This window comes from Streptomyces sp. NPDC090499, assembly GCF_044769305.1.
Classification (GTDB): Bacteria; Actinomycetota; Actinomycetes; order Streptomycetales; family Streptomycetaceae; genus Streptomyces.
On record NZ_JBIVXP010000002.1, the window covers coordinates 239,415 to 251,837 of the forward strand.

Sequence of the window (12,423 nt, forward strand, 5' to 3'; positions counted from 1 at the left end):
GGAGTTGGAGCGGCTGCAGCCCGCCGACCCCTCGTTCGTCGGCGGTCACCGGCTGGTGGGGCGGCTCGGGGCCGGTGGCATGGGCGTGGTGTACCTGGCGCGGTCACCGCACGGCGCCTGGGTCGCACTGAAGGTGATCCGCGAGGAGTACGCCGGGGACCCCGGCTTCCGGGCCCGGTTCCGCCGCGAGACGGAGCTGGCGGCCCGGCTCACCAGCCGCTGGACGGTACCCGTGCTCACGGCCGACGCGGACGCCCGCGCGCCCTGGCTGGCCACCGCCTACGTGCCCGGCCTGCCGCTGTCCGAGGCCCTCGCGCTGCACGGCCCCTGGCCTCCCGGTCCGGTCCGGACGCTGGGCGCCGCCCTCGCCGCGGCCCTGGACGACGTGCACCGGGCCGGTCTCGTCCACCGGGACGTGAAACCGGCGAACGTCCTGCTCGCCGCCGACGGACCGCGCCTGATCGACTTCGGCATCGCCCGTGCGGTCGGCGCGACGGCACTCACCACGGACGGCTCGGTCATCGGCTCCCCCGGCTACCTGTCGCCGGAACAGGCCCGCGGCAAGCCCGTGGGACCGCACAGCGACGTCTTCTCCCTGGGCTGCGTGCTCGCCCGTACGGCCACCGGACGACCGCCGTTCGGCACCGGCGGCGCGGCGGCCGTCCTGTACCGGACGGTGCGCGAGGACCCGGACCTGACCGGCGTCCCCGAGGACCTCGCCCCGACGCTGCGCGCCTGTCTGGCGAAGAAACCGGGCGACCGCCCCACAATCGCCCGACTGCGTTCCTCTTTCCGTGAGTTCACGGCGGAGTCGTGGCTGCCGCCCGGCCTGCCCGCGCTGGTCGCGGACCGCGCCGCGCGCGTCCTCGACCTGCCGGTGCCGGAACACACCGCCCTCTCCGAGCTACCGCTCGCCGACGCGCCGTCCGCCCCGTCGCGGCGCCGGCTGCTGATCGCGTCGGCGGCGGCCGGCGTCAGCGCGGTCGGCGGCGGCAGCGCGTGGTGGCGGTGGGGCCGGTCCGGGACACCGGGTTCCGGCAAGGGCCCGCTGCCGGACCGTACGATCGCGCTGCTCGGCGACCTGTCCACCGCCGTCGTCCAGGCCCAGGCGCGCGGCGCGCAGCTGGCGGTCGACCAGCACAACGCCCGCTCCGACCGGACCTTCGACCTCGCCCTGCGCACCGCCGACGACCAGGGCACCGCGCTCGGTTCGGCCGCCGCGGCCGCCCGGCTCGTGGCCGCCCGCGAGGTCTACGCGGTGATCGGCGCCGGCACCAACACGGCCGTGCCCGCCGCCGTGCCGGTGTGCACCGAGGCGGGGGTGTGCCTGCTGGTCACCCGCGCCGACACCGACGCCATCGACAGCACCAACACGACCAGCTCGCTGAACCTGCGCAGCACCCGCACCGCGGGGCCCGGTGCCGTCGTGAAGTACCTCAACCTGGTGGCCCGGCCGGCCCGGACCGTCGTCGTGTACGACCTCACCGACGCCGCCGAGGGCGAGGCCACCGTCCGGGGCGTCACCGTCTACGGGATGCTGAAGGTGGGCACCGTCGAGGTGGCCGAGGTCGCCGCGGACGCCGGCTTCACCGACGTGGCCCACGGTCTCGCCGCCCACCCGGACACGGCCGTCCTCTTCGCGGGCGGTCTCCCGGCCCGCGCCGCCGCCTGTGCCGAGGCCCTGACCGGCACCGGGCACCGCGGGTTCCGCGGCGGCGACGAACACGTCCTCGGCACGCCCTTCCTGAAGGCAGGCACGGGCTGGTGGATCAGCACGGGGTACTGCGACCCGGCGGCCGACCCGAAGACCCGGGCGTTCGCCGCCGCCTACCGCACCCGCTACGGCAAGGCTCCGCCACCGTGGGCGGCCGAGGCGTACGACGCCGTCGGCTACGCCGCGCACGGGCTCGCGGCGCCCAGCAGCGACGAACGCGAGTCCCTGCGCGCGGAGTTGATGCGCAGCCCCTGGCAGGGCATCACCCGCAGGTACAGCTACGAGAGCCAGACCCAGTACCTGCAGACCGACCAGGACGGCGGCTGGTTCCTCTACCGCGTCGAGGGCGGCAGGGCCCGGTTCGTGGCCCGGCACGACGACATCGGCAACATCGGGAAGAAGAAGACGTCGTAGGCCTCCGGTGGGGTGGCAGGACCAAGCGCTTCGCCGGTCGTGCCGTTCGCTCACCGCGGGCCGGTGAGGGCTGGTCGCGCAGTTCCTCCCCCAGCGCCCCTGACCGGGCGCGGTCGCTCAGCCGGCCTCGACGGGTTCGCTCAGATGTCGTCCGATGCGCCGAGCCCGGTCAGGGCGCCCACCGGGTCCAGGTCGGGGGTGCCTCTGGGCCACCAGTCGTCGTGGCCCGGCTCCGACTCGTAGGCGTACCACAGGCCGTCGCGGCCGAAGCGGAGCTGGAGGTGGCCGGCGGGGTGGGTGAGGTGGTTGTGCCACGGCCGGAAGGCGGGGAGGTCGGCGGCGAGCAGCAGTGGCCGGGCCCGGTCGAAGCGGCCGGCCGGCGGGTCCCAGGGCTCCTCCAGCACGGCGAGCCCCTCCGCGCCGCCCTGCCGCCAGGCGGCGACCGCGCGCGCCAGGTCGCCCAGGGTACGGCCCACGGCGTCCGCGAGCGTGGCGTAGAGGGCGCGGGTGGAGGCGGTCAGGCCGGAACCCGGGCGGGCCGCGGCGAGCCGCACCGCGTCCTGCCAGAGGGTCAGGTCGCCGACCGGGTCGTGTCCGGTGGTGAGCAGGGCGTGGGCGCGGGCCCCCGCGTCGGTGGCCAGCTGGTCCAGTGCGAACGGGTCCGGGCCGCCGGGCACCCCCGGATACACCGGCGGCTGCTCGGGATGCGCCGGTGCCGGCAACGGAGGCGGCAGCGGCGGGAGCTGACGCGGTACGAGGGCCTCGGTGGCCCGGACGCCCGGCAGCGCGGCCGTGCGCCGCTCCCGGGCCGCACGGGCGGCGTTGCGCCGGGACAGCGCGTCCAGCACCTCGCGCTCCCCGCGGCCGCGCAGCAGGAGCAGCACGAACGGGTCCGCATCCAGCAGCCGCGCGGTCTGGTAGCAGAGGGCGGCCGCGTGCTTGCAGGGGTGGCCGAAGTCCGGGCAGCTGCACCGGGGTTCGAGCTCGCCGGGCCCCGGCAGCAGCTGAACCCCGCTGTCGGCGAGGGTCTGCGGCAGCTCCTTGTCGAGCAGCGCGGCGATGTCGGCGGGCCGGTCGGCGGCGGCCTCCAGCAGCCGCTCCCACTCGTCCTCGCCGAAGGTCCGCAGCCGCAGCTGCACGCGGTACGGCCGGGGCCGGCTGCCCTGCACGTAGGCCAGGACCAGTCCCGGCGTCACGGTGATGGCGTCCACGTGCCCGCGCTCGGCGTAACCCCGCCCGCGGGCCAGCCGCTTCGGGTCCAGTGCGCCCTCTTCGAGCGCCCGCACCCAGGCGTTGCCCCACCAGGTCGCGGCGAAGCCGGAGGCGGCGGACGCACGGGGCGGGAGGGAGGGGAAGGTGCGGCGGAGTTCGCTGTCGCGGTGCGGGGTGGCCATGGTGCGCGGGAGGCGGGCCGCCGGCTCGGGCTCGGGGTGGTCAGTGGCAGCCGTGGCGTCCTGGGGGCCGGGCTCAGGAGTCTCGGGCGTGGGCTCGGGCGCAGGCGTGGGCTCGGGCGCGGGCATGGGCTCGGGCGCAGGCATGGGCTCGGGCGCAGGCATGGGCGCAGGCGCAGGCGCGGGCGTGGGCTCGGGCGCGGGCGTGGGCTCGGGCGCGGGATGAGTCGCCGCGGCCGCCTGGTGCGGCTCGGCCTCCTCCCTCGGCATCCGGAACGCGGTCGCGAGGAACTGCTTCAGGTCACGGGCGGTGCGGACGGGGGCCGGGGCCGACGAAGGGGAGGACGAGGGCGAGGTCGGGGGCGGGAGCAGTCGCCGTACCGGGCGGGTCGGTGGCTCCTGCGCGGCTTCCGCCGCGGCCGCCTCCTCGGCCCGCCTCGCTTCCGCGCGCGCGGCCCGCAACGCCGCCCGTGCGCCGTCACCGGGACGACTGCCCGGCCGGACGGCAGCGGAGACACTGGTGTCGGTGTGGCCGCTCCGGTCGGTCTGGCCGCTCCGGTCGGTCCGGTCGGCTCGCCCGGCCCGCTCTGCGGCGACACTCGCCTCGGACTCGGACTCGGACTCGGACTCGGGGGCGGGGGCGGACTCGGGCTCGGCGTCCCGCTGCTCCGCCTCCTTCCCCGCGGCGGCCACCCGCAGCGCCAGCCGCGCGGCGTCCCCCGGCCTCGGCACCCGTTCGCCCTCTTCCCCGTCCGGGGCCACCCCGTCGCCACCGGTCTCCGTCTCGCGCGCCCGCGCCGCCCGCAGCGCACGCCGTGCCGCGTCCCCCGGCCGCTGCTCGTCCGCGCCGCTCATGACGTCCTCCGCAACGACACCAGGTCGGACAGCTCACGGTCCGTCAGCTCGGTCAGGGCGGCCTCGCCGGAGCCGAGGATCGCGTCGGCGAGGGCGCGCTTGGCCTCCAGCATCTCGGCAATGCGGTCCTCGACGGTGCCCTCGGTGACCAGGCGGTGCACCTGGACCGGCTGGGTCTGGCCGATGCGGTACGCGCGGTCGGTGGCCTGTTCCTCCACCGCCGGGTTCCACCAGCGGTCGAAGTGCACGACATGGCCGGCCCGGGTGAGGTTGAGGCCGGTGCCCGCGGCCTTCAGGGAGAGCACGAGGACCGGGGTCGCGCCGCTCTGGAAGCGGTCCACCATGCGCTCCCGCTCCGGCACCGGGGTGCCGCCGTGCAGCAGGTCGACCGGGACCGCGCGGGCCTGGAGGTGCGCGGTGATCATGCGGGCCATGCCGACGTACTGCGTGAAGACGAGCGCCGAGCCGTCCTCGGCGAGCACGGTGTCCAGCAACTCGTCGAGCAGGTTGAGTTTGCCGGAGCGGGCGGCCAGTCCCTCGGTGCGGGGCTCCTCCTTCAGGTACAGCCCGGGGTGGTCGCAGATCTGCTTGAGGGCGCCGAGGAGCTTGAGCACCAGGCCGCGGCGGGCGATGCCGTCGGCCGTCTCGATGGCGAGCAGCGACTCGCGTACCACCGCCTCGTACAGCGCGGCCTGTTCGCGGGTGAGGGGGACGGGGTGGTCGGTCTCGGTCTTGGGCGGGAGTTCGGGAACGATCCCGGGGTCGGACTTCTTGCGGCGCAGGAGGAAGGGGCGGACGAGGCGGGCCAGCCGGGCCACCGCCTCCTCGTCCTCACCGTTCTCGACGGCACGCGCGTGCCGGGCGCGGAAGGACTTGAGGGGGCCGAGGAGGCCGGGGGTGGTCCAGTCGAGGAGGGCCCACAGCTCGGAGAGGTTGTTCTCCACGGGGGTGCCGGTGAGCGCCACGCGCGCGGGGGTCGGGATGGTGCGCAGGGCTTTCGCGGTGGCCGAGTAGGGGTTCTTGACGTGCTGTGCCTCGTCGGCGACGACCATGCCCCAGGGCTGTTCGGCGAGCCGGGTCGCGGTGGCGCGCATGGTGCCGTACGTGGTGAGGACGAAGCCGCCGTCGAGGCCGTCCAGGGTGCGGTCGGGGCCGTGGAAGCGGCGGACCGGGACGCCGGGTGCGAACCGGGCGATCTCCCGCTGCCAGTTGCCGAGCAGCGAGGCCGGGCAGACCACCAGGGTCGGCTCGGTGCGGGCCCGCTTGAGGTGCAGGGCGATGACGGTGATCGTCTTGCCGAGGCCCATGTCGTCGGCGAGGCAGCCGCCGAGGCCGAGGGAGGTCATCAGGTCGAGCCAGGCCAGGCCCCGGAGCTGGTAGTCGCGCAGGGTGGCCTGCAGGCCGGCGGGCGGCTCGGCCGGCTGGATGCCGGCGGTGAGGCGGTCGCGCAGGGCGGCGAGGGCGCCGACGGGGACCGCCTCGACCCGCTCGCCGTCCACCTCGGCCTCGCCGGTGAGCGCCACGGAGAGCGCGTCGACCGGGTCGAGCACGCCCAGTTCGCGCCTGCGTGCCTTGCGGACGAGGGCGGGATCGACGAGCACCCAGCGGTCCCGCAGCCGCACGACCGGGCGGTGGGCCTCGGCGAGGGCGTCCATCTCGGCGTCGCTGAGCGGGTCGCCGCCGATCGCCAGCTGCCAGCGGAACTGGAGCAGTTCCTCGCTCTCGAAGAAGCCGGTGCCGTCGGTGGCCGAGCCGGGGGCGGGCCGGACCACGGCCGCCGCGGTCAGGTCCTGGGCCAGGTCCCGGGGCCAGTGCACGGCGACCCCGGCCGCCGCGAGCCGGGTCGCCGCCACCCCGAGCAGCTGCCCCAGCTCCTCCTCGGAGAGCGCGAGCACGTCGGGTACGTCCTGCTCCGCCAGGCGGGCCAGCGGCGGCCACACCCGCGCCGCACGGCGCACGGCCAGCGCCGCGTCCACGCGCGCGCGGGGGCCGAAGGCGGCCTCGGAGGCCCCCGACCACAGCGCCGTCGCGTCGGTCACCAGGGTCGGGTCGGCCAGGCTGTGCACCTGGACGATCGCGGCTCCGGCGCGGCGCGCGCCCTCGCCGTCGTCGAACAGGTCGTAGGCCGACAGGTCCAGGCGCAGCGAGATCCGGACGCCGGCGTCCATGCCGGCGGCGACCTCCGCGGCCCACTCCCGGGCGTCGGGCAGCCGCTGGGCTTCGCGGGCGGCGAAGGGCCGGCCCGTGGTGTGCGGGGCGGCCGGGGTGCGGGGCAGGGTGTCGGCGACCGCGTCCAGGAACGAGCGGACCAGCGCCTCCGGCCGGGGCAGCAGGAGCGGACCCGGGCCGGGCAGCGGGACGGCGTGGCCCTCGACGGGCAGGGCGGCGGCCACCGCGCGCAGGTGGGCGATGTCGGCGGGCTCCAGGGGGCCGGCCCGCCAGGCGTCGTGTCCTCCCGGGGTGAGGCCGGGCAGCAGCCGGCCGCGGGCGGTGAGCCGCAGGGCGTGCAGGGCGGCGGCGCCCCAGCAGGCGGTGGCGGGGTGGGCGGCCGGGTCGCGGCGGGCCCGGACGAGCACCGGGAGGGCGGCGGCGAGCGGCAGGGTGAGCGCGGGCACCTGCCGGCGGCGGACCCCGGTGGCACCGTGCCGTCGTACGACCGTGAGCTCCTCGGTCGCGGCGGCGGGCAGCGGGTCTCCGGCGGGGTCCCAGAAGGCGATCCGGCCCTGGCGCGGGAGGCCGGCGGGCAGGTAGACCGCCGCCAGGCGCACCGGTACGTCCGGGTCGGCCTCGGCCGTCGTGCCGCTCATACGTTCTGCCACCTCCCGCCCGCCTGTCGGATCAGACGTCTTCGACTGTACGGGCGGGGTCTGACAATCGGCCCCGGCGGCCTGCCGGGTGCACCGCTACGGGACGGTGCGGGAGACGACGTAGATCATCGGATAGTTCGGGTCGGCGGTGTTCACGACCAGGTCCTGGGTGGGTGCCGGGTTCTTCTGCCTGTGCGTGAGGCCCGACCAGGGTCCGGGACCGGTGAACTTCCAGCCGGTGATCTTCTGGTCGCGGGAGCTGATGCTGATGTCGTCCTTCTTCAGCGCGTCCCGGTTGATGCCCATGCCCTCCAGGAAGCTGTCCAGTCCGGCACTGTTGGTGCGGAACTGGACGTAGAGGCGGCTGGTCTTCCAGTTGTTCGTCTCGTAGTACGCGATCCGGTCGGCCGGGTGCGGGACCGGCACCTGGTAGAGGCGCCGCTGCACCTTCGACGGCCAGCCCTCGGCGAGGCCGGTCGCGGAGTACTTGGACTCCTTGTCCTTGCCGCTGTTGCGGCTCTGGTTGGCGGAGATCACCAGATAGCCGGCCGGCACGCCGATGAGCAGCACGATGATCAGCAGCGTCAGCGCCCGGCGCTTGGCCTTGTGCCCCGGGGTCTCGGGCGGGCGCTGCGGTTCCTCCGGGGACGCGGCCTGCCGGGGCAGCGAAGCGGTCATGCGGTGTCCCGGGTACGGCGGGCCTCCGCGAACCGCTCGTAGCGCTCGTACCGCTCGACCCGGCGCCGCTTGGCGCGCCGGAACCGGCGGGCGACCAGGCGGGCGAGGTCGGCGGCGCCGACCATGCCGGCCTCGGGGCCGAGCTGGGCGCGGGCGATCCGGGCCTCGGGGCGGTAGCCGCGGCCGGTCAGCTGACGCTTGAAGGCGTCCCGCGCGGGGCCGATCAGCAGGTCGTCGGCGGCGCTGACGCCACCGCCGATCACGAAGCAGGAAGGGTCGAGGGCGGCGGCGAGGTTGGCGATGCCGACGCCGAGCCACTGGCCGATGTCCTGGAGCAGTTCGACGCACATCGCGTCGCCCTCGCGGGCCAGCTCGGTGATCATCGGGCCGGAGATCTCGCCGATGTTGCCCTTGACGTGCTCGATGATCCCGTACGCCACCGGGGAGTCGGCCGCGGCCAGTTCCTTGGCCTCGCGGACCAGCGCGTTGCCGGAGCTGTACTGCTCCCAGCAGCCGCGGTTGCCGCACGGGCAGCGGTGGCCGCCGGGCACCACCTGCATGTGGCCGAACTCGCCGGCGACGCCGTACTTGCCGCGCTTGACCTGGCCGTCCTCCAGGATCGCGCCGCCGATGCCGGTGCCGAGCGTGATCATGACGAGGTGGTCCTCGCCGCGTCCGGCGCCGAACCGCCACTCGGCCCAGGCGGCGGCGTTGGCGTCGTTGTCGACCAGGACGGGCACGGCGAGCCGGCCGGCGAGGCGGTCGCGCAGCGGCTCGTTCCGCCAGGACAGGTGGGGGGCGAACAGCACGCGGTTGCGGTCGGCGTCGACCCAGCCGGCGGCGCCGATGCCGACGGCGTGCACGTCGTGCCGGTCGGAGAGGTCCAGGACCAGTTCGACGATCGTGTCCTCGACGACCTTCGGGCTCTTGGACTTGTCCGGGGTCTCCGTGCGGAGCTTCTCCAGGATGTTGCCGTCGGCGTCCACGACGCCCGCCATGACCTTGGTGCCGCCGATGTCGATGCCGACCGTCGGCACGCGGGGGGCCGTCAGGTGGGACCGGCGCTCCCTGGTGCCGACGGTGCGCAGGACCGGGGCTCGGCGGGAGCCGATGGGGGCGGTGAGGTCGCGGTAGGTGCTCATCGGGCTCGATTCTGCCGTACGCGCGCGTGCCGTGCCGTTCGGGGGAGATAAGGAAGGGGTGCGGCGCCGTCGCCGGGTGCGGGCCGTCCGTGGCCGGTCGCGCAGTTCCCCGCGGCCCCTTCAGGGGTGTTGCAGTGCCGCTCCCCCGACATGGTCATCTTGTCCGGACATTAGAACCAGAACCTCGGTGCGTTCAGGACCGTACGAGCAGCTGGAACTCGAAGGAGTAGCGGCTCGGGCGGTAGATGTGGTCGCCGAACTCGACCGCGCGGCCGGTGTCGTCGTAGGTGGTGCGCTGCATGGTGAGCAGCGGGGCGCCCTCCGGCTCGCCGAGCCGGTCCGCCTCGGCGGCCGTGGCGCCGCGCGCGCCGATGGACTGGCGGGCGCTGTGCAGGGTGATCCCGGCGGTCCGCATCAGGCGGTAGAGGCCGGTCGCCTCCAGCTGGGCGGTGTCCGGGTCGAGCAGGCCGGGGGGCAGGTAGTTGGTCAGGTACGCCATGGGCTCGCCGTGTGCCAGCCGCAGCCGCTCGACGCGGTGCACGTCGGCGGCCTCGGCGACCCCGAGCGCGGCCGCGACCTCCGCGGACGCCGGGACGACGGTGTTGACCAGCACCTTCGTCGCGGGGCGCTGGCCGGCCGCCTCCAGGTCGTCGTAGAGGCTGCTCAGTTCCAGCGGGCGCTTGACCTGGCTGTGCACGACCTGGGTGCCGACACCCCGGCGGCGGACGAGCAGGCCCTTGTCCACGAGGGACTGGATGGCCTGGCGGACCGTCGGACGGGACAGACCGAGCCGTGCGGCGAGCTCGATCTCGTTGCCCAGCAGGCTGCCGGGGGTGAGCGAGCCGTGCTCGATCGCCGCTTCCAGCTGCTGGGCGAGCTGGAAGTACAACGGGACCGGGGAACTCCGGTCCACACTGAGGGCGAGTGTCACGGTCGGGTCCACATCTGGTTTCGGCACGGGGCCGAGCGTATCTCCGTGACGGGTTGACGGGAAGTTGTGTAGTTCGATTGTCCGGACATACGGATTGACAGCGCGCGGGGTGCACCAGCACCTTGTTCCCATGCGCATCGGGGTCATCGGGACGGGCCGCATCGGCACCATTCACGCGAACACGCTCAGCCGTAATCGCGAGGTCGGATCGCTGATCCTCACGGACGTGGATCCGCAGCGGGCCCAGGATCTGGCGCACCGGCTCGGTGAGACGGCGGCACCCGGGACGGACGAGATCTTCAGGTGGGGCGTGGACGCCGTGGTGATCACCGCCGCGACCTCGGCCCACGCCGACCTGATCGGCCGGGCGGCCCGCTCCGGGCTGCCGGTCTTCTGCGAGAAGCCGATCGCCCTCGACCTGCCGGGCACGCTGCAGGCCCTGGCGGAGGTGGAGAAGGCCGGGACGGTGCTGCAGATGGGCTTCCAGCGGCGCTTCGACAAGGGGTACGCCGGTGCGCGGGAGGCGGTGCGCTCGGGGCGGCTCGGTCGGCTGCACACCGTACGGGCGCTGACCTCCGACCAGTCCCCGCCCCCGCCGGAGTGGCTGCCGCTGTCCGGCGGGCTGTTCCGGGACACGCTGATCCACGACTTCGACGTGCTGCGCTGGGTGACCGGCAGCGAGGTCGTGGACGTGTACGCGACCGGTTCGGACGCGGGGCCCGCGATGTTCCGTGAGGCCGGTGACGTCGACACGGGCGCGGCGGTGCTCACCCTGGCCGACGGCACGCTGGCCACGGCGACGGCGACCCGGCTGAACGGCGCCGGGTACGACGTCCGGATGGAGCTGGCCGGCGAGCGGGACACCGTGGTGGTCGGCCTGGACGACCGTACGCCGGTGGCCTCCACCGAGCCGACCGGGCCGCCGCCCGCGGACAAGCCGTGGCCCGGTTTCCTGGAGCGGTTCGGGCCCGCCTACGAGGCCGAGCTGTGCGCCTTCGTCGACGTGGTGCGGGGGCAGCTGGCCAACCCCTGCGACGGGCGCGAGGCGCTGCAGGCGCTGCGGATCGCGGAGGCCTGCGACATCTCCCGGCACGAGCGCAGACCGGTGGCGCTCGCGGAGATCCCGGACCGCCTCGCCTGACCGGCGGCGGCCGCCCGGCGGCGGCTGCTGCTTCCCGACGGCGGCTGCTTCCCGACGGCGGCTACTGCTACTGCTACTGCCCGGCGGCTACCAGCGCGCCGGGAGGCTGCGCACCCCCCTCATCAGGGTGCCCGGCAGCCACTGCCCGTGCGGGCCGTCCAGGGCGAGGTCCGGGGCGCGCTGCAGGAGGGTGCGCAGGGCGATCCGCCCCTCCAGACGGGCCAGGGGTGCGCCGAGGCAGTAGTGGATGCCGTGGCCGAAGGCGAGGTGGCCGCGGTGGTCGCGGCGGATGTCGAAGCGGTCGGGCTCGGGATAGCGGCCACCGTCGCGGTCGGCGCCGGCGAGGCTGATCATCACCGGGTCGCCCCGGCCGATGGCGGTGCCGGCGATCTCCAGGGGCTCGGCGGCGTACCGGTACGTGGCGTTCTCCACCGGTCCCTCCCAGCGCAGGGTCTCCTCGACCGCGCCGTCCAGGAGGCTCATGTCCGCGCGCAGGGCGGCGAGTTGGTCGGGATGGGTGAGCAGGGCGAGGACGCCGTTGCCGATGAGGTTGACGGTGGTCTCGTGGCCGGCGATCAGCAGCACGAAGGCCATGCCGCGCAGTTCCCCGGCGGAGAGCCGGTCGCCGTCCTCGGCGGTGGTGCGGATCAGGTCGCTGAGCAGGTCGCCGCTCGGGCCCGCGCACCGCTTGTCCTCGATGAGCTCGGCGAGGTAGTCGGCGAGCGCGACGAAGGCGTCGTACTCGCTGCCCGGGTGGCTGGACGCGACCACCTCGTTGGACAGCTTCCGGAACCGTGCGCGGTCGAGTTCGGGGACGCCGAGCAGTTCGCTGATCACCGTGATGGGCAGCGGGTAGGCGAGGGCGTCGACGAGGTCGGCGCGGCCGCGCGGGAGCATCTCGTCGAGCAGGTGGTCGGTGATCTCCTGGATCCTCGGTTCGAGACCGGCCACCCGGCGGGCGGTGAACGCGCGGGTGATCAGGCCGCGCAGCCTGGTGTGCTGGGGCGGGTCGGCGACCAGCAGGTACTTGCCGATGAGCTCCTCGTCGAGGAACTGGAAGCCGATCTTCTCGGTGTCCTTGGCCAGCCTGGGGTCGGCGAGCGCCGTGCGTGCCTCCTCGTACCCCACGACCAGCCAGGTCTCGTGGTACTGGTCGGGAAGGGGCCAGCGCACCCGGTGCACCGGGCCGCGCTCGCGCAGCCGCGCGTACACCGTGTGCGGGTCCGTGCGCAGACCGTCGCCGTACACACCGAGGTCGGTCACCTGCATGCTCTGCTCCCCCTTCAGGAGGTCCCCGAGGCCGTCCCGTACCCGGAGAACGCACGGGCCTCCCCACAGGTGCCCGGAGGC

At 75.0% G+C, this 12,423-nt stretch carries 8 protein-coding genes; 2 read left to right on the forward strand and 6 right to left on the reverse strand.

Translation table 11 applies throughout. The annotated features are described in order from the left end of the window. Positions 1-4 precede the first annotated feature (4 nt). Positions 5-2,128 carry a bifunctional serine/threonine-protein kinase/ABC transporter substrate-binding protein gene (locus ACIQVL_RS09485; RefSeq protein WP_403474925.1) on the forward strand — a complete coding sequence of 708 codons (2,124 nt, stop codon included), beginning with the start codon at positions 5-7 and terminating at the stop codon, positions 2,126-2,128. Between the two features lie 140 nt (positions 2,129-2,268). On the opposite strand, the gene ACIQVL_RS09490 is transcribed toward ACIQVL_RS09485, so the two are convergent. From ACIQVL_RS09490 to ACIQVL_RS09510, 5 genes are all read right to left on the reverse strand, one after another. Next, positions 2,269-4,374, reverse strand: a complete 2,106-nt coding sequence (locus tag ACIQVL_RS09490; protein WP_403474926.1) for an SWIM zinc finger family protein — start codon at positions 4,372-4,374, stop codon at positions 2,269-2,271. After that, on the reverse strand, positions 4,371-7,181 hold the full coding sequence (locus ACIQVL_RS09495; protein ID WP_403474927.1) for an SNF2-related protein: 2,811 nt from the start codon (positions 7,179-7,181) through the stop codon (positions 4,371-4,373). Before ACIQVL_RS09495 ends, ACIQVL_RS09490 begins: the two co-directional genes overlap by 4 nt. A 96-nt stretch (positions 7,182-7,277) precedes the next feature. After that, entirely contained in the window at positions 7,278-7,859 is a 582-nt protein-coding gene (locus ACIQVL_RS09500; RefSeq protein WP_403429895.1) for a sugar kinase, read from the reverse strand. Next, the gene (locus tag ACIQVL_RS09505) at positions 7,856-9,001 is read right to left on the reverse strand and encodes an ROK family glucokinase (protein ID WP_390641185.1); all 1,146 of its coding nucleotides are present in this window, start codon (positions 8,999-9,001) and stop codon (positions 7,856-7,858) included. Before ACIQVL_RS09505 ends, ACIQVL_RS09500 begins: the two co-directional genes overlap by 4 nt. A 193-nt stretch (positions 9,002-9,194) precedes the next feature. Further along, the gene (locus ACIQVL_RS09510) at positions 9,195-9,932 is read right to left on the reverse strand and encodes a GntR family transcriptional regulator (RefSeq protein ID WP_403430572.1); all 738 of its coding nucleotides are present in this window, start codon (positions 9,930-9,932) and stop codon (positions 9,195-9,197) included. A gap of 130 nt (positions 9,933-10,062) precedes the next feature. Here ACIQVL_RS09510 and ACIQVL_RS09515 point away from each other — a divergent pair, with 130 nt between their 5' ends. Beyond that, positions 10,063-11,073: a Gfo/Idh/MocA family oxidoreductase gene (locus ACIQVL_RS09515; RefSeq protein ID WP_403429897.1), complete on the forward strand. Its 1,011-nt coding sequence runs from the start codon at positions 10,063-10,065 to the stop codon at positions 11,071-11,073. A gap of 87 nt (positions 11,074-11,160) precedes the next feature. Here the strand turns inward: ACIQVL_RS09515 and ACIQVL_RS09520 are convergent, their stop codons facing one another. After that, a complete protein-coding gene (locus ACIQVL_RS09520; RefSeq protein ID WP_403474928.1) occupies positions 11,161-12,342 on the reverse strand; it encodes a cytochrome P450 in 1,182 nt (393 codons plus the stop codon). Positions 12,343-12,423 lie beyond the last annotated feature (81 nt).

Excerpts from the sequence above, each read along its gene's own strand:
- ACIQVL_RS09490 (WP_403474926.1), bottom strand. The coding sequence starts at position 4,374 with ATGAGCGGCGCGGACGAGCAGCGGCCGGGGGACGCGGCACGGCGTGCG.
- ACIQVL_RS09495 (WP_403474927.1), bottom strand. The coding sequence starts at position 7,181 with ATGAGCGGCACGACGGCCGAGGCCGACCCGGACGTACCGGTGCGCCTG.
- ACIQVL_RS09500 (WP_403429895.1), bottom strand. The coding sequence starts at position 7,859 with ATGACCGCTTCGCTGCCCCGGCAGGCCGCGTCCCCGGAGGAACCGCAG.
- ACIQVL_RS09505 (WP_390641185.1), bottom strand. The coding sequence starts at position 9,001 with ATGAGCACCTACCGCGACCTCACCGCCCCCATCGGCTCCCGCCGAGCC.
- ACIQVL_RS09515 (WP_403429897.1), top strand. The coding sequence starts at position 10,063 with ATGCGCATCGGGGTCATCGGGACGGGCCGCATCGGCACCATTCACGCG.
- ACIQVL_RS09520 (WP_403474928.1), bottom strand. The coding sequence starts at position 12,342 with ATGCAGGTGACCGACCTCGGTGTGTACGGCGACGGTCTGCGCACGGAC.